The sequence below is a fragment of the Catenuloplanes sp. NPDC051500 genome, from assembly GCF_044454585.1.
GTDB lineage: Bacteria > Actinomycetota > Actinomycetes > Mycobacteriales > Micromonosporaceae > Catenuloplanes.
Map to the genome: position 1 here is coordinate 566,641 of NZ_JBITDX010000001.1, position 15,988 is coordinate 582,628.

Annotated in this window: 15 protein-coding genes and 1 pseudogene; 8 read left to right on the top strand and 8 right to left on the bottom strand. The window is 71.5% G+C overall.

What is annotated here, in order from left to right; translation table 11 throughout:
• The first annotated feature begins 13 nt into the window (after positions 1 to 13).
• A complete protein-coding gene (locus ACIA8K_RS02350; RefSeq protein WP_396054040.1) occupies positions 14 to 586 on the top strand; it encodes a helix-turn-helix domain-containing protein in 573 nt (190 codons plus the stop codon).
• On the top strand, positions 583 to 1,848 hold the full coding sequence (locus ACIA8K_RS02355) for an MFS transporter (RefSeq protein WP_396054042.1): 1,266 nt from the start codon (positions 583 to 585) through the stop codon (positions 1,846 to 1,848). Before ACIA8K_RS02350 ends, ACIA8K_RS02355 begins: the two co-directional genes overlap by 4 nt.
• Positions 1,849 to 2,107: 259 nt before the next feature.
• On the opposite strand, the gene ACIA8K_RS02360 is transcribed toward ACIA8K_RS02355, so the two are convergent.
• The 4 genes from ACIA8K_RS02360 to ACIA8K_RS02375 form a co-directional block, all read right to left on the bottom strand.
• On the bottom strand, positions 2,108 to 2,602 hold the full coding sequence (locus tag ACIA8K_RS02360) for an AAA family ATPase (RefSeq protein ID WP_396054044.1): 495 nt from the start codon (positions 2,600 to 2,602) through the stop codon (positions 2,108 to 2,110).
• Positions 2,599 to 3,576 (bottom strand): carbohydrate kinase family protein, encoded by a 978-nt coding sequence (locus tag ACIA8K_RS02365; protein WP_396054046.1) that lies wholly within the window; start codon positions 3,574 to 3,576, stop codon positions 2,599 to 2,601. Before ACIA8K_RS02365 ends, ACIA8K_RS02360 begins: the two co-directional genes overlap by 4 nt.
• Positions 3,577 to 3,943: 367 nt before the next feature.
• Positions 3,944 to 4,327, bottom strand: coding sequence for an iron-sulfur cluster insertion protein ErpA (erpA, locus tag ACIA8K_RS02370; RefSeq protein ID WP_396054048.1), 384 nt, complete (start codon positions 4,325 to 4,327; stop codon positions 3,944 to 3,946).
• A 137-nt stretch (positions 4,328 to 4,464) separates the two neighbouring features.
• Positions 4,465 to 5,583: a glycerate kinase gene (locus ACIA8K_RS02375; RefSeq protein WP_396054050.1), complete on the bottom strand. Its 1,119-nt coding sequence runs from the start codon at positions 5,581 to 5,583 to the stop codon at positions 4,465 to 4,467.
• Positions 5,584 to 5,677: 94 nt separating this feature from the next.
• On the opposite strand from ACIA8K_RS02375, the gene nadA reads away from it, so the two are divergent.
• From nadA to ACIA8K_RS02390, 3 genes are all read left to right on the top strand, one after another.
• Positions 5,678 to 6,847: a quinolinate synthase NadA gene (gene nadA, locus ACIA8K_RS02380; RefSeq protein ID WP_396054052.1), complete on the top strand. Its 1,170-nt coding sequence runs from the start codon at positions 5,678 to 5,680 to the stop codon at positions 6,845 to 6,847.
• A 200-nt stretch (positions 6,848 to 7,047) separates the two neighbouring features.
• On the top strand, positions 7,048 to 8,403 hold the full coding sequence (gene murA / locus ACIA8K_RS02385; RefSeq protein ID WP_396054054.1) for a UDP-N-acetylglucosamine 1-carboxyvinyltransferase: 1,356 nt from the start codon (positions 7,048 to 7,050) through the stop codon (positions 8,401 to 8,403).
• A gap of 118 nt (positions 8,404 to 8,521) precedes the next feature.
• The gene (locus ACIA8K_RS02390; protein WP_396054056.1) at positions 8,522 to 9,130 is read left to right on the top strand and encodes a DUF3043 domain-containing protein; all 609 of its coding nucleotides are present in this window, start codon (positions 8,522 to 8,524) and stop codon (positions 9,128 to 9,130) included.
• 49 nt (positions 9,131 to 9,179) lie between these two features.
• Here ACIA8K_RS02390 and ACIA8K_RS02395 read toward each other — a convergent pair whose 3' ends face one another.
• Complete coding sequence (locus tag ACIA8K_RS02395) at positions 9,180 to 9,740, bottom strand: helix-turn-helix domain-containing protein (protein WP_396054058.1); 561 nt, start codon at positions 9,738 to 9,740, stop codon at positions 9,180 to 9,182.
• 53 nt (positions 9,741 to 9,793) lie between these two features.
• Here ACIA8K_RS02395 and ACIA8K_RS02400 point away from each other — a divergent pair, with 53 nt between their 5' ends.
• Positions 9,794 to 10,513 (top strand): AzlC family ABC transporter permease, encoded by a 720-nt coding sequence (locus ACIA8K_RS02400; RefSeq protein ID WP_396054060.1) that lies wholly within the window; start codon positions 9,794 to 9,796, stop codon positions 10,511 to 10,513.
• A complete protein-coding gene (locus tag ACIA8K_RS02405) occupies positions 10,507 to 10,815 on the top strand; it encodes an AzlD domain-containing protein (protein WP_396054062.1) in 309 nt (102 codons plus the stop codon). The genes ACIA8K_RS02400 and ACIA8K_RS02405 overlap by 7 nt, the downstream gene beginning before the upstream one ends.
• A 312-nt stretch (positions 10,816 to 11,127) precedes the next feature.
• Here the strand turns inward: ACIA8K_RS02405 and ACIA8K_RS02410 are convergent, their stop codons facing one another.
• From ACIA8K_RS02410 to ACIA8K_RS02420, 3 genes are read right to left on the bottom strand one after another with little or no spacing between them, the layout of a single operon-like run.
• The gene (locus tag ACIA8K_RS02410; protein ID WP_396054064.1) at positions 11,128 to 12,084 is read right to left on the bottom strand and encodes an ATP-binding cassette domain-containing protein; all 957 of its coding nucleotides are present in this window, start codon (positions 12,082 to 12,084) and stop codon (positions 11,128 to 11,130) included.
• Positions 12,081 to 12,881 (bottom strand): ABC transporter permease, encoded by an 801-nt coding sequence (locus ACIA8K_RS02415; RefSeq protein WP_396054066.1) that lies wholly within the window; start codon positions 12,879 to 12,881, stop codon positions 12,081 to 12,083. The genes ACIA8K_RS02410 and ACIA8K_RS02415 overlap by 4 nt, the downstream gene beginning before the upstream one ends.
• Positions 12,874 to 13,722, bottom strand: coding sequence for an ABC transporter permease (locus ACIA8K_RS02420; RefSeq protein ID WP_396054068.1), 849 nt, complete (start codon positions 13,720 to 13,722; stop codon positions 12,874 to 12,876). Before ACIA8K_RS02420 ends, ACIA8K_RS02415 begins: the two co-directional genes overlap by 8 nt.
• Before the next feature lie 198 nt (positions 13,723 to 13,920).
• Here ACIA8K_RS02420 and ACIA8K_RS02425 point away from each other — a divergent pair.
• Positions 13,921 to 15,988: pseudogene (locus ACIA8K_RS02425) on the top strand (hypothetical protein); the annotation flags it as partial.

Genomic DNA, 15,988 nt, shown 5'->3' on the forward strand with positions numbered 1-15,988 from the left:
TAATGTGCATGGCATGGAACCCGCTTGGACCGGCGTCCGGATCGACGCCCGCCAGCTCACAGTGCTGGCCCACCCGCTGCGCGCGCGACTGCTCGGCCTGCTGCGGGTGGACGGCGCCGCCACCGCGACCCGGCTCGCCGACCGGCTCGGCACCAACACCGGCGCCACCAGCTACCACCTGCGACAACTCGCCGAGGTCGGCCTGGTGGTGGAGGAGGACCGGCCCGGCTCCGGCCGGCAGCGCTGGTGGCGGGCAGCGCAGGACCGGCACAGCATCATCGCGGGCGACTTCGCCGGCGATCCGGACGCGCAGGCCTCGCTCGACTGGATCAACGACTTCTACGCCGCCGAGCAGGCGCGCTGGGCGGCGCGGTGGCGTGCCGAGGAGAAGGACTGGCCGGCGGAGTGGCGGGCCGCGGTCACCCGCAACGACTACCTGCTGAACCTCACGCCCGAGCAGGTCCGCGCGCTGAACGAGGAGGTCGACGCGCTGATGAACCGCTACCGGGCGATGCCGGCCGACGACGGCGCCGAGAAGGTGCTTGTCTACTACGAAAACTTCCCGTGGGTGGGAGAACCGTCATGACGGTCCGGACCCGCTACCTGATCCTGCACGGCCTGCGCTGGCTGCCGGTCGGCCTGATGATCCCGGTGATGGTGCTGCTGGCGCAGGAGCGCGGCATGACGCTGCCCCAGATCGGCCTGATCACGGCCGCGCAGGGCTTCGTGGTGCTGGCGCTGGAGCTGCCCACCGGCGGCCTCGCCGACACGCTCGGCCGCCGCCCGGTGCTGCTGCTCGCCTCGCTGATCAATCTCGGGTCGCTGCTGTTCCTGGTGTTCGCGGACGAGTTCTGGATGTTCGTGGCGATCTTCGCGATGCAGGGCGTGTTCCGGGCGCTGGACAGCGGCCCGCTCGACTCCTGGTACGTCGACGCCGCGCTCGCCGAAGACCCGGACGCGGGCTTCGAGAGCGGCCTCAGCCGGGCCGGCGTGGTCCTCGGCTGTGCGATCGCCGGCGGCGCGCTGCTCTCCGGCGCGCTCGTCGCCTGGGACCCGCTCCCGGTCGTGAGCGCGCTGACCACACCGATCGTGGTCGCGGTGGCGCTGCAGGCGGTCACCGTGACCGCGCTCCTCACGCTGCTCCGCGAGCCGGCCCGGCGGTCCGGCACGCGCTTCACGGCCACGCTTCGCGGCGTGCCGGCCGTGGTCCGCGACACGTTCGGTCTGCTGCGCCGATCCAGGGTGCTTGCCGCGCTGGTCGGCGTGGAGCTGTTCTGGGCGTTCGGGATGATGACCTTCGAGGTGTTCTTCCCGGTGCGCCTCGCCGAGCTGGTCGGCTCCGCGGAGACGGCCGGTTCGATCCTCGGCCCGGTCGGCTCCGGCGCCTGGCTCGCGTCCGCCGCCGGCGCCGCACTGGTCCCGCTGCTGGTCCGGCGCCTCGGCCCGGCCTGGTCCGGGCTGAGCCTGCAACTCGGGCAGGCACTCGCGGTGCTGGCGATGGGCCTGTTCGCAGGTCCCGCCGGTGCGATCACGGCCTACCTGGCCTGCTACGCGCTGCACGGCGCGGTGAACCCGGTCTACTCCGGCCTCATGCACCGCCAGGCCGACGCGACCAACCGGACCACCGTCGCCTCGCTCGGCTCGATGGCCGGCCAGCCGGCGGGCGCGGCCGGCAGCATCGTGCTGGCCACGATCGCGGAGGCCACAAGCGTGCGGACCGCGATCCTGGTGGGGACGATCCCGCTTGCGGTGGCCGCGCTGGGTTACCTCGCGGCCCGCCACCCGCATCCGGCCGCCGGCCCGATCCCCGAGCCGACGGCGGGACCGCAAGTCCCAGTGAAGCTGTGACCCGCAGGAACAACAGAGTTCCCGCTTCCGCGGTGGTCCGGCCCGCACGCTCCCGCGGGCGCTCAGCCCGCCCGGGGACGGCCTCAGGCCCTGACCCGGATCAACCCGCTTCCGCGAGCGCCTGCGCCTACCCGGGACGACCCCAAACCCCGACCCGGATCAACCCGCTTCCGCGAGCGCCTGCGCCCACCCGGGACGACCCCAGATCTTCCTGCTCCCGCAGGCAAGGCCGGCGGAGGGCTCCGCCCAGGGCGGACGATCAGGTGCGCAGGTAGTCGAGCAGCGGCTGCAGCGGGTCGCCGGGAACCGTGGTGTCGACCACCACGCGGCGCCCGACATAGGGCTGATATTCCGCACGCCGCTCCAGCACCCGGACCCAGTCGAGATCCGCGTAGAACGGGTCGGCGGCCTGGCGGGCCTCGATGCGACGGCGGTGTTCGGCCTCGTCGCCGCACCAGACCTCGACCACGCGCAGCGGGACCTTGGCCCGGTCGGCCAGGTCGAGCCACAGCTCGCGGGACTCGGCTACCGGGTTGACCGCGTCGACGACGACCGGAAGGCCGAGGTCGAGCTGGAGCTCAGCCAGATTGGCAACGGCCTGGTAGGCCTGCGGGCCGGCCGCGCCGTAGACCCGCTCGATCGGGTCCACCGGCAGCACCGGGGCCGGCAGCGCGGCGCCCACCCGGCGGGCGAGCGTGCTCTTGCCGACCCCCGGCAGCCCGGCGAAGACGATCAACACCGGGCGGGTGCTCATGGGATCAGGTGCGGGCGCACGTCCTCGGCCGCGGCGTCGCCGTAGGCCTCGCCGAGCGCCTTGACGAACTGGTCGGCGCCGATCTCGTACTCCTGGGTGCCGATGATCTCAAGCACGTAGGAGGCGAGCAGCGAGCCGACCTGCGCGGACCGCTCCAGGCCGAGGCCCCAGGTCTGGCCCGCGAAGAAGCCGGACCGGAACGCGTCGCCGCCGCCTGTCGGGTCGTAGGCGGACACCTCGCGGGCGATCGGGACGTGGATCGTCTCAAGGTCCCGGCCGGAGATCCGCGCGCCGTCCTTGCCGAGCGTGGTGACCTGGATCTTCACCCGGTCCAGGATCTGCGCCTCGGACAGGCCGGTCTTGCTCTCCAGCAGCGACTTCTCGTACTCGTTCGTGAAGAGGAACTCCGCGCCGTCGATCAGCTTCAGCGCGTCCGCCCCCTCGACGCGGGCGAGCTGCTGGGACGGGTCGGCCGCGAACCGGAGGCCACGCTCACGGCACTCCTCGGAGTGGCGGACCATCGCGGCCGGATCGTTCGCACCGATGAGCACCAGGTCGAGGCCGCCGTTGCGGTCCGCGACCGGCGCGAGCTCGATGTTGCGGGCCTCGGCCATCGCGCCCGCGTAGAACGACGCGATCTGGTTCATCTCGGTGTCGGTGGTGCAGACGAAGCGCGCGGTGTGCGCGACCTCGCTGATGTACACCGAGCCGCAGTCCACGCCGTGGCGCTCCAGCCAGGAGCGGTAGTCGGCGAAGTCCGCCCCGACCGCGCCGACCAGGATCGGCCGCAGACCGAGCTGCCCCATGCCGAACGCGATGTTGGCCGCCACGCCGCCGCGGCGCACCACGAGGTCGTCGACGAGGAAGGACAGCGACACCTTGTGCAGCTGGTCAGCCAGGAGCTGGTCCGCGAACCGTCCCGGGAAGTGCATCAGATGGTCGGTGGCGATCGAGCCGGTAACGGCGATCTTCATGTCGGCCCTCAGGTGTCGGCAGCTATAGCTCAAACAGCCTACGGCAGCCGCCTCCCCGCCGCCCTCCAGCCAACTCCCCGCCACCTCCCCTCTACCCCCACACCAAAGCACGGAGGTACGACCAAGGTGCCGGGCTACGACCAAGGTGTCGGAGTACGACCAAAGCATCGGGGGGCACGACGTGTGGACGTCGTACCCCCGTGCCTTTCTCTGCAGTTTCCCCCGACCCCCGCGATTCCCGGCCGCCCACGTGAGGCGCGTTCGACCAGAGCTGACGCGGCCACCGGCAGACACGCTCTTCGTCTGCCGGTGGCCGTGTCAGCGCCGGGAGTGGCGCCGAGCCCGGAGGAGCGAAGCGACGACCAAATTAATGGAAGCTGTCGCCGCAGGCGCAGCTTCCGCCCGCGTTGGGGTTGTCGATGGTGAAGCCCTGGGCGTCGATGCGGTCCGCGAAGTCGATGGTCGCGCCGGTCAGGTAGGGCGCGCTCATCCGGTCCACGACGACCTCGACGCCGTCGAAGTCGTCGACGATGTCGCCGTCGAGCGAACGCTCGTCGAAGAACAGCTGGTAGCGGAGGCCGGAGCAGCCGCCGGGCTGCACCGCGACACGCAGCCGCAGGTCGTCGCGGCCCTCCTGCTCGATCAGGTTCTTGACCTTCTCCGCCGCCACGTCCGTGAGGAGGACGGTGGTCGCGGCCTTGGTGGTCTCTGCGGCCACGGCCTCTGTGCCGGTCTGCGCTGAAGTGGTCACTTGGAAATCTCCCTGCGCTGTGCGGATTTATTCCGTCTGTGGCCAACGCATGTCCGCTGACCGTGCATTCCCGTCCAGTCTAAAACTCTTCGCAGCGTGTGCCCCTGCGCGCTTGCTCTCACCTGCTGTACTGCGTCTCACCTGCTGTACTGACCGGCCAGGCGCTGGGCGAGCGCGGACAGCCCGGCCGCCGGACGTGTCATGGCGGCCTCGACGTCGCCGTCGTAGAAGTCGACGAGTGAATACGTCTCGGTGACGCCGGCCGCGGCTGCCTCGCGCCGTCCGGTGGTGACCCGCCCGGCCAGCACCACGCACGGCAGGCCGCGGTCCCGGGCACCGCCGGCGACTCCGGCGACTACTTTGCCGCGCAGCGACTGGTGGTCGAACGATCCCTCGCCGGTGATCACCAGGTCGGCCTCGTCGAGCGCGGCGGTCAGCCCGGTGAGGCGCGTCACCAGCTCGATGCCGGACTCGCAGTGGCCGCCGAGCGCCAGGATCGCGGCGCCGAGCCCGCCGGCCGCACCGGCGCCGGGCAGCGCGGCCAGCCCGGGCGGTGCGGTGGGCAGCGCCTGGAGCAGGGAGGCGAATCGTTCAAGCGCGCTGTCCAGCAGGAACACGTCCTCGCGGCTGGCGCCTTTCTGCGGGCCGTAGACCGCGGACGCGCCGTGCAGACCGGTGAGCGGGTTGTCGACGTCCGTGGCGGCGATCAGTTCGGCGCCGCGGATCCTGGGCGTGCCGGTGAGGCCCTGGGCGGCGGTGAGCGCGGCGCCGCCGTACGGGAGCGCGTACCCGGCCGCGTCCAGCGGGGCGGCATCGAGCGCGGCGAGCATGCCGGCGCCGGCGTCGTTGACCGCGGAGCCGCCGAGGCCGATCATGACGCGGGCGGCGCCGTGTTCGAGCGCGGCGAGCAGCAGCAGGCCGAGGCCGTAGGAGGTGGTGCGCTTCGGGTCCCGTTCCGCGTCGGCAAGCAGGTGCAGGCCGCAGGCGTGGGCGCTCTCCACGTACCCGATGCGGTCTTTGATCAGGATTTCGCCTTTTGCCGGGCGGCCGAGTGGGTCGACGGTGTCGACTGTCACGCGGCGGCCGTTCACTGCCGGCGCGAGCACGTCGATGAAGCCGGGACCGCCGTCGGCGAGTGGCCGTTCGATCAGCTCGTCGGTCGCCGTGGAGGCGCGCCAGCCACCGGCGATGGCCTGGGCGGCGGCAACCGCATCGATACTTCCCGCGAATTTGTCCGGGCAAATCAGGATTCGCACCGCTCTGTACCTCCTGGTAGTCCGCCGTCCGGACCAGTGTGAGGGAAGCCTGGATCACATCGGCGGGCCGGTCTCACTGTGAGACAATCTTGGTGTGACATCGACCTGGGTAGAGCCGTCCAATACCGCAACCGCCCTGCTCCTGCTGGGCCGGGGCACCGACCCGGCCTCCGAGCGCGGCGTCGACTGTCCTGGAGATCTTCCATCCCCGAGCGACCCCGGCCTGGTCGCCCGCGCGACGGCCGCCAAGCTCGCGCTCGGCGACCGCGTGTTCGTGCTCGGGCACCACTACCAGCGGGACGAGGTGATCCAGTTCGCGGATGTGACAGGCGACTCGTTCAAGCTCGCCCGCGAGGCCGCGAACCGGCCGGACGCGGAGTTCATCGTCTTCTGCGGCGTGCACTTCATGGCCGAGAGCGCGGACATTCTCACCACCGAGTCGCAGAAGGTCATCCTGCCGGACCTGGCGGCCGGCTGCTCGATGGCCGACATGGCCGTGCTCTCGCAGGTGGAGACCGCGTGGGACCTATTCGAGGATCTGGGCATCGCCTCGGACGTGGTGCCGGTCACGTACATGAACTCGTCCGCTGACATCAAGGGCTTCGTCGGCCGCAACAACGGCGTGGTGTGCACCTCGTCCAACGCCAAGCGCGCGCTGGACTGGGCGTACGAGCAGGGTTCCAAGGTCTTCTTCCTGCCGGACCAGCACCTCGGCCGCAACACCGCGGTCCTGGAGATGGGCCTCACGCTTGACGACTGCGTGCTCTACGACCCGCACAAGCCGGGCGGCGGCCTGACGCCCGAGCAGCTGCGGGACGCGAAGATGATCCTCTGGCGCGGCCACTGCTCCGTGCACGGGCGTTTCACACTGTCTTGTGTGGAAGAGGTTCGCGAGCGCATCCCCGGGGTAAACGTCATCGTGCACCCGGAATGCCGGCACGAGGTGGTGACGGCGGCGGATTACGTGGGCTCGACCGAGTACATCATCAAGACCATCGAGGCCGCTCCGGCCGGGTCGGCGTGGGCCGTCGGCACCGAGTTGAACCTCGTGCGCCGGCTCGCCGACGCGCACCCGGACAAGCAGATCACGTTCCTCGAACGTACTGTCTGTTACTGCTCGACTATGAATCGCATCGATCTGCCGCATCTGGTCTGGGCTCTGGAAGAACTTATGGCCGGCCGGACACCAAACCAGATTACGGTCGATCCGGACACTTCGGCATATGCCCGTTCCGCGCTCGATCGGATGCTTGCGCTGCCGTAACACCCCTTCGGGAAGTCCGTAAGATGCACGACAGAACCACGGCCGTCTGTCCCGGTTTCGCGCCAGGACGGACGGTGCGTGGGTTCGTGTCTTGGTAACCGAGCGCTATGCTTCCCCCCGCGACAAGCGCCACCCCCCGCTCGTTGGAATCAAGACGAGTGCCGGCGCCCATCCCCCTTACGCAAGCGCTGGAGGTTGCGTTGACTGACGACGTGCTGGCTGTGCACGGTGGCACTCCACTGAACGGCCGGGTCCGAGTCCGCGGCGCCAAGAACCTCGTCTCCAAGGCGATGGTGGCGTCGGTCCTGGGCGACAGCCCGAGCAAGCTTTACGACGTTCCCAACATCCGCGACGTCGAGGTCGTCACCGGCCTGCTGGAGCTGCACGGAGTCAGGGTCAGCAAGGGCGAGACCGAGGGCGAGCTGATCTTCGATCCGTCCAACGTCGAGTCCGCCTCCACTGACGAGATCAACGTGCACGCCGGCTCCAGCCGGATCCCGATTCTCTTCTGCGGCCCGCTGCTGCACCGGCTGGGCCACGCGTTCATCCCGGACCTGGGCGGCTGCCACATCGGCCCGCGCCCGATCGACTTCCACATCCAGGCGCTGCGGCAGTTCGGCGCGGTCGTGGACAAGGCGCCCGAGGGCATGCACCTCACCGCGCCGAACGGGCTGCACGGCACCAAGTTCGAGCTGCCCTACCCGAGCGTCGGCGCCACCGAGCAGGTGCTGCTCACCGCGGTCCTCGCCGAGGGCGTCACCGAGCTGCGCAACGCCGCGGTCGAGCCGGAGATCATGGACCTGATCTGCATCCTGCAGAAGATGGGCGCGATCATCACGGTGCACACCGACCGGGTCATCGAGATCCAGGGCGTGAAGCGGCTCGGCGGCTACTCGCACCGGCCCATCCCGGACCGGATCGAGGCCGCGTCCTGGGCCGCGGCCGCGCTGGCCACCCGGGGCGACATCACGGTGCTCGGCGCGCAGCAGGCGGACATGGGCACGTTCCTCAACGTGTTCCGGTCCATCGGCGGCCAGTTCGAGGTCACCGACACGCTCCCGCCGAACGAGACCCGGCCGGGCCGCGAGGGCGGCATCCGGTTCTGGCACCCGGGCATCGAGCTGACAGCTGTCGCGCTCGAGACCGACGTGCACCCCGGCTTCGCCACCGACTGGCAGCAGCCGCTCGTGGTCGCGCTCACCCAGGCGCGGGGCATCTCGATCGTCCACGAGACCGTGTACGAGCAGCGGCTCGGCTACACGGAGTCGCTCAACACCATGGGCGCGACGATCCAGACGTACCGGGACTGCCTCGGTGGTACGCCGTGCCGCTTCGGCCGCCGTAACTTCCACCACTCCGCGGTCATCGCCGGCCCGTCCAAGCTGCACGCGGCCGACCTGGTCATCCCGGACCTGCGCGCCGGGTTCAGCCACCTGATCGCGGCGCTCGCGGCCGAGGGCACCTCGCGTGTCTACGGCGTCGACCTGATCAAGCGCGGCTACGAGAACTTCGAGACGAAGCTCTCCGACCTGGGCGCGAACGTCGAGCGGGTCTGACTCCGCCTGAACGAGCGGCCGGCACCCCAGTGGGTGCCGGCCGCTCGTTCGTTCGGGTGAATACTGTGCGGTAGACGGCCGGTTTCGCTCCGCTTCACCTCGCGGCTACCCTTGCCACGTGCCGCTGTTTCGTCGTAAGTCCACCGCCCTCGTCGAGGACCAGGTCTCCGAGGTCGAGTCCACCGAGGTCGGTTCGCCCGGCACCAGGGGTTACACCCCGAGCAAGCGCGAGCTGGGCGTCACCACGCCGAAGCGGCCGAGCACCCAGCGCCGCCCCGGTGGCGCGCCGGTCAGCCGGACGCCGCTGACCAAGGAAGAGGCGAAGGAGCAGCGCAAGGTTGCCCGCCAGCGCGAGTCCGAGCGGTTCCGCCGCGAGGGTGGACCGCGTGACCGCGGGCCGGAGCGGCTGCTCGTCCGCAACGTGGTGGACTCGCGGCGTACTGCCGGGTCGTTCTTCCTCGGTGGCGCGTTCGTGGTGCTGCTCGGCGCCACCATCCCGGACCCGAGGGTGCAGACGGTCGTCAACATCCTCTGGCTCGCGCTGACGCTCGCCGTGATCGTGGACAGCTTCCTGATCAGCCGCAAGATCAAGAAGGCGGTCACCGAGCGCTTCCCGAAGTCCTCGGAGCGGATGGGCTCGCTCTACTTCTACGGGATCTCCCGGTCGCTCAGCTTCCGCCGCATGCGGGTGCCGGTGCCGGTGGTCGCGGTCGGCGAGAAGTACTGAATTTTCCCGCCCCGGTCCCCGCGGCGCGGTGCTGCCGGCGGCTCCGTGATCATGGGTGCTCCATGATCAGGATCATCCAGCTGCCGGGCTCCAGCCCCTCGTAGACGTGCGGCGCGTCGCCCGGGAACGACACGTAGTCCCCCGGGCCCAACTCCACCGGGCTCTCCGCCGGGCCGAGCCGCATCCGCCCGGCCGCCACGATCCCGTGCTCGACCGTGCCGGGCAGGTGCGGCTCCGCGAGCCGCACCGAGCCCGGCTCCGTCTCCACCAGGTAGACGTCCCGCCGCGCGCGCCCGTCGCCCGCGTTGAGCAGCACGCCTGTGTAGTTGGCCAGCTCGGACGTCACCCGCGGCCCCTCCCCCGCCCGGATCACCCGGACGGCCGGCGCCGGCGGCTCGATGAGCCGGCTCAGGGGCACGTCAAGCGCGTTACCGAGCGACCAGAGCGTCTCCACGCTCGGGTTTCCGCTGCCCGCCTCCAGCTGGGAGAGCGTGGACTTCGCCACACCCGCGCGCCGCGCCACCTCCGCAAGCGAGAGCCCGAGCCGATCCCGTTCGCGCTTCAGGGCTGCCGCGATGACAGCGATCGGCGGCTCACTCGTTCGTTTCATCGGACCTCTCGTTCGGTTTGACATACCGATCGGTACGTTCGATATTCCATGTCATGCGTTCAGCAAATCGAACGGCAGCGGGTCGGAACAGCTCAGTGGTCCGGGACGCGTTCGCCATCGCGGTCGCCACCGGTGCGGTCGCGGTCTCGTTCGGCGCGATCGCGGTCGGCAGCGGCCTGCCCGCCTGGTCGGTCGTCGTCATGTCGGTGTTCATCTTCGCGGGCGGCGCCCAGTTCATGGCCGTGGGCCTGATCGCCGCCGGCAACCCGGTCGCCGCGATCCTCGGTGGCCTGCTCGTCAACGCGCGCCACCTCCCCTTCGGCCTGGCCGTCGCGGACGCCGTCGGCACCCGCTGGTGGCAGCGCCTGCTCGGCAGCCACCTCGTGATCGACGAGTCCGTCGCCTTCACGCTGGCCCAGTCCGCCCCCCGCAACCGCCGCGTCGCGTTCTGGGCCACCGGCGGCCTGCTCTTCGTCTTCTGGAACCTCGGCAGCCTGGCCGGCATCGCACTCGGCAGCACCGTCACCGACCCCGGCGTCCTCGGCCTGGACGCCGCCTTCCCGGCCGGCCTGATCGCGTTGATCCTGCCGTCCCTGAAGGACCGCGCCACCCGCGACGTCACGCTCTCCGGCGCCGCGCTCGCCGTCCTCACCACGCCACTGCTCCCGGCCGGCCTTCCCGTCCTCCTCTCCCTGACCGGCCTGCTCACCCTGCTGATCCCCCGAAGACAGAAACAGGCCCCCGTGGGTACGACAGGAGAACCGTCATGCTGATCGCGACCATCGTGGCCCTGGCCGTCGGCACCTACGCGTTCCGGGTCACCGGCGTCCTGCTCCAGGACCGCCTGCACCTTCCGGACCGTGTCCGGCGCATTCTCCCGCTCGCCGCCGCCGCACTGCTCGGCGCGCTGGCCGCCACGGCCGCGCTCACCGAGGGCGGCGGTCCGGCCGGGCTCGCCCGCCCGGCCGGCGTCCTGGTCGGCGTGTTCCTCGCCTGGCGCCGCGCCCCCTTCGTCGCAGTCGTGGTCACCGCCGCCGCCACCACTGCCGCCCTCCGCTTCCTCGGAATCCCCTGACCCCAGACGGTCGCTCGCCCCGCCCCCTCACCTGTGTGATCAATCAGTGGAGCGAAAAGAAGGTCAACCGGCAATGTGGATCTACCTTTTGCTCCACTGATTGATCACACAGGCCGGCGGGGGCGGCACGAGCGTCTGCGGGAGCGGCGAGGGCTGTCGGCGGAGGGTGGGAGGTGAGCGGGGGTTGCTCTTGGGGCGCGGGACCGGCTCCGCCGCGACGGCGGAACGGAGCGAAGCGGAGGTGAGGACGTCGGCGCGGTTGGCCCGCGGGAGCATGCGGGCCAGACCACGGCGAAAGCGGGAAATGGACCTTTATTCGCTTTTGTAGAGTTTGGCGATCACGTCTTCGATGTCGGGTTCGAGGACTGAGATGTCCCGGACGGCCGCGGCGCGGGCCACCTGGACGACCACGTCGGCGGCGGTCCCGGTGGTGAGGCTGAAGACGAGGCGGCGGCCGTCGAGTTCGGTGGCGTCGAGCGTGGCGCCGGTGAGCGTGAGCGGGGCCGCGGAGGGCTCGTCGAGGTCGACGACGACGCGGCGCCGGGAGTTGTAGCGGGCGTGGAGCACGTCGAGCGTGCCGTCGTGGACGACGCGGCCGTGGTCGATGACGACGAGGCGGCGGCAGAGGCGTTCGATGTCGGCGAGGTCGTGGGTGGTCAGCATCACCGTGGTGTCCCCGGCGGCGCCCAGCTCGGTCAGGAACGCGCGCACTGCCTGCTTGCTGACCACGTCCAGGCCGATCGTCGGCTCGTCGAGGAAGAGCACCTCGGGGCCGTGCAGCAGCGCCGCGGTCAGCTCGCCGCGCATGCGCTGGCCCAGCGAGAGCTGCCGGACCGGCGTGTCAAGGAACTCGTCCAGCTCGAGCATCGCGCGGCAGCGGGTCAGCCGGGCCGCGTGCTCCGCGGGCGGGACCCGGTAGATGTGCCGGAGCAGGTCGAACGACTCGCGGAGCGGCAGGTCCCACCAGAGTTGGGAGCGCTGGCCGAAGACCACGCCGATCCGCAGCGCGAGCCGGATGCGCTGCTTGACCGGGACCAGGCCGCAGACCGTGACCTGACCGCCGGACGGCATCAGCACGCCGGTCATCATCTTCAGCGTGGTGGACTTGCCGGCGCCGTTCGGGCCGATGTAGCCGACCATCTCGCCGCGCGCCACGCTCAGGTCGACGCCGGCGACGGCCGCGGTCTCCCGGCGTTCGCGGCGGAAGCGGCCCTTTTTGACCGACACCGTGAAGGTCTTGCTGAGGTCGTGCGCTTCGATGACGGTCATGATCCGGTGCTCCGGTAGTGGCGGATGCCGGTGCGCCAGACCAGGCCCGCGACGAGCGCGACCGGCAGGCAGACCAGCGGGGCGGCCCAGCCGGCCCAGGTGGGCAGGCCGAGTGGGTCGGCGCGGCCGAGCAACGCCAGCGTGGGCTGGTAGGCGACGAACGCGAAGCCGAGGCCGTATGCGATGACGCCCCGGAACCAGCCGCCGAAGACCGTGACCGGATAGCTCGTGAAGTCACGCCCGCCGTAGGTGAACGCGCTGCCGAACTCGCCGGACTCGATCCACCAGAACGCGACGGACGCGGTGGCCACGAAGATCGAGCCGAAGAAGACCGCACCCCCGGCCGGCGCCGCGATCACAAGTGCGACCCGGGCCGGCGTCCAGTCGATGCCGGCCCGGGCCAGCGCGACGGCAAGTACCACGACCGCGAACGTCACCCGGGACAGCTTGCGCAACGGAAGGTCCATCGCGAGCAACTGGCCGAGCGGCCCGAGCGGGCGGATCAGGACCGCGTCCATCAGGCCGGTCCGCACGTACAGCCGGATCCGCTCGATGTTGCCGACGGTCAGGTCGGCGAGCGTGAACGCGACCTGCGCGATCCCGATCATGACCAGCGACTCACCGAGCCGGAATCCGCCGATCATGCTTGACACGCCGTAGAGCACGAAGACGGTGAGCACGTCCAGCGCGGTGGCGCCGACGTTCGAGACGAGGTCGATCGCGAAGGACAGCCGGTAGCTCATCTGGGACCGCGCCTGGGCGCGCAGCAGGTGCCAGAGTCCGCGCAGCTCATCCACCCTGGATCACCAGGTGCCGCTCGGCCCGGCGCTGCACCAGGCGGCAGAGCAGCATCATGACGACAAGCCAGAACGCCTGGATGCCGACGAGGCCGACCTGGACCGGCGTCTCGTCGACCTCGACAAGCACGTCGAGCGGCGCTTGGAAGAGGCTGGGCATCGGCGTGAGCAGCCACAGCGACAGCAGCACGGGCTCGGGCAGGAAGCGGAGCGGGAAGTAGAGGCCGGAGAGGACGCCGGCGCCGAGCGTCCAGAGCACGTAGGGGCCGCGGACGTCGAGCAGCCAGTAGGCGGTGGCGTTAACCAGATATTTACAGCAGAAAGTGATGACGATCGCAAAAAGGACGGAGAGGGCGAAGAGCGGCAGCGTGTGCCACCTGTTCGGCAGGTAGGGGTCGAAGAAGATCAGACCTACCGCCACCGGCGGAATACACCTGGTCAGAACCGCGAACCAGGCCCGGCCGAGGTCCGCGGCGAGCATGGCGTTGATCGGGTCGACCGGGCGGAGCAGATCGGCCGTGACCTCGCCGGTACGGATCCGGTCGGCCAGCTCGGGCGCGCCCCAGAGCAGCACCACCGCGAGCAGCCCCTGCGCCATCCAGACGTACGTGACCAGCTGTTCCGGCGTGTAGCCGTCCACCACCGCACCCCCGGCGACGGCGAGGAACAGGTAGCAGCGGAGGAACCCGAAGACGGTGTTGGTGAACGTCCCGGCGACCGTCGCCTGACGATATGTGGAGTAGCGACGAAAGCCCGATGCCGCGATAACCCAGAATGTCGTGATTTGTCCGACGAGTTTTTGAGGCGGCATGGTGCGCGCAGTGGCGTTGAACAAGCCCACGCCGTTACCCTCCTTTCCGCGGACATCGCTGCGCCGAACCGGGTGACTTTACCCGGTTACCACGGCTGCCCAGCGATAGATTTCCCATGAGGTGAGCCGGCGTGACCATGCGACGCCCGTCAGCGTCTCCGCTGGCACGCGTCCCGGTCCGCCGTCGCAGGGCCCAGAGCGGGAGCGCACAGCGAGGTGGGGTGAACCGTGACGCCGGAGCGTAGGGATCGACGCGGTTCCGCGCTGCCCGCATGGGCCGTCGAGTCGACCGACGAGTGGATGGAGGTTGCCGGGCAGAAGTACCCCGGCGACCCCGGCCCGTCCGTGCAGGCGCGCAGCAGCGCCGTCTACCGCTCCTCCGTGCGCCCGGACCCCGACGACCCGACGCCGTCGGCCCCACCCGCCAGCGGCCGCCCCGCGCGCGCCGCATCCGGGCGCGCCACCCCACGCCGTCCCGGCGCAAACGGCTACGACTACGACGAGGACCAGTTCACGCCGTCCCCGCCCCGAACCCGGGCCGGCGGTCACGACGTCCGGGTCTACGGCGACCGCGGCCGGGCCGACGAACCGCGCCGTGCGCCGGCCGAGGACGACGAGCCACGGGGCGGCCGCTACGACGCGCCGCGCGACCGTCCGGCACGCGGCGGCCAGCGGAGCGACTACGACTACGACGCGCGCGATCCGGGTGTCACCCGCGGCCGCCGCGATCCCGGCCCCCGGGACGCAGACCCCAGAGATTCACGAGATTCACGGGTACGGGGTGGGCGCGGCGCGGAGCCGCGTGATGTGGACGCCGACTCGGAGTTCGGCTCGGGCGAGATCGACGTGCGCGGGCGCCGCGGCGATGCCCGTGACCCGCGCGATGTGCGGGATCCGCGCGATGTGCGGGACCCCCGTGACTCTCGGGATGCCCGTGACCGGCGGGACCGCGGTGGGCGTGACGTCGATCCGCGGGAGGCGGATCCGCGGGACCGCGCGCGCCGGGGCGACGAGCCCGATCCCCGCGATCGTGCCGGACGGGAGCGGGACGGCAACCGCTACGGCGGCGGACGCCCCGCGGAGCAGGACTGGCGGACCGGCGACCCGGACCGTCCGCGCCGCCCTGCGCGCCGGCCGGAGGAAGGGCCTGGCGACGTGCGCCCGGCCGCCTCCACGGGCGCGCCCGACCGCGACCGCCGTCTCGGCTGGGACCAGGCCGACGACTGGCAGCAGGCACGCAATGGACGGCGTGACACGCCCCGCGGCGATCAGCCGTGGCGCCGCCGCGAGGTCGTGCAGGACTGGAGCGAGCCGCTGCCCGCGAACCCCGACGAGCGGTCCGGCCGCCGGGACGACGAACGGCCGATCCGGCGGGAGGACGAGCGCCCGGCTCGCCGCGAGGACGAACGGCCCGTCCGGCGCGACGATGAGCGGCAGGTCCGGCGCGACGACGATCGACCGGTCCGCCGTGACGAGGAACGGCCTGCCCGGCGCGAGGACGATCGACCGGTCCGCCGCGACGATGAGCGGCAGGTCCGGCGCGACGACGAGCGGCCCGATCGGCGTGACGACGAACGACCGGCCCGGCGCGACGAGCCGGTGCCCGGGCGCGGGCCCGCGCGGGGCGACCGGCCGGGACGGGACGGCGATCCGGCCTGGCGGGACCAGCCCGAGGACGTGCGTGCCGGCGAGCCGAGGTGGCAGGAGCCGCCCGCGAGACCAGCCGAGCCGGACCGGGACGGGGATCCGTCGCGCCGGGGCGAGCGGACCTGGATCAAGCCGGGCCAACGCGGCCCCGCACGCCCGGACGATCCCGCACGCACCCGCGAGCCGGCCCGAGCCGACGACCCCACCCGCCGTGGCGAGCCCGTCCGGGGCGACGAGCCCGGACGCCGCGAGCCGATCCATGCCGACGAGCCGCAGCGCCGCGACGAGCCCGGCCGCCGGGAGCCCGTCCGCGGAGACGAGCCCCAGCGGCGGGACGAGCCGGGACGTCGCGAGCCGGTCCGTGGCGACGAGCCCGGCCGCCGGGAGCCCGTGCGCGGGGACGAGCCGGGACGTCGCGGCGAGCCGTCACGCCCCGGGGAGCCGGGCCGGCGGGACGAGCGGCACGGCGAGCCCGCCCGAGGCGACGAGCCGGGACGGCGGGAGCCCGCACGCCCGGAGGAGCCGCTGGCGCCGGTCGTGCCGATCCGCCGCCGCGACGAACCGCAGTGGCAGCAGGAGCCGGCCGCAGCCGGCTGGGACCCGGCCACCGGCGATGCCCGGGATCCGTCGCGTGGCGGCGACCCGTCGC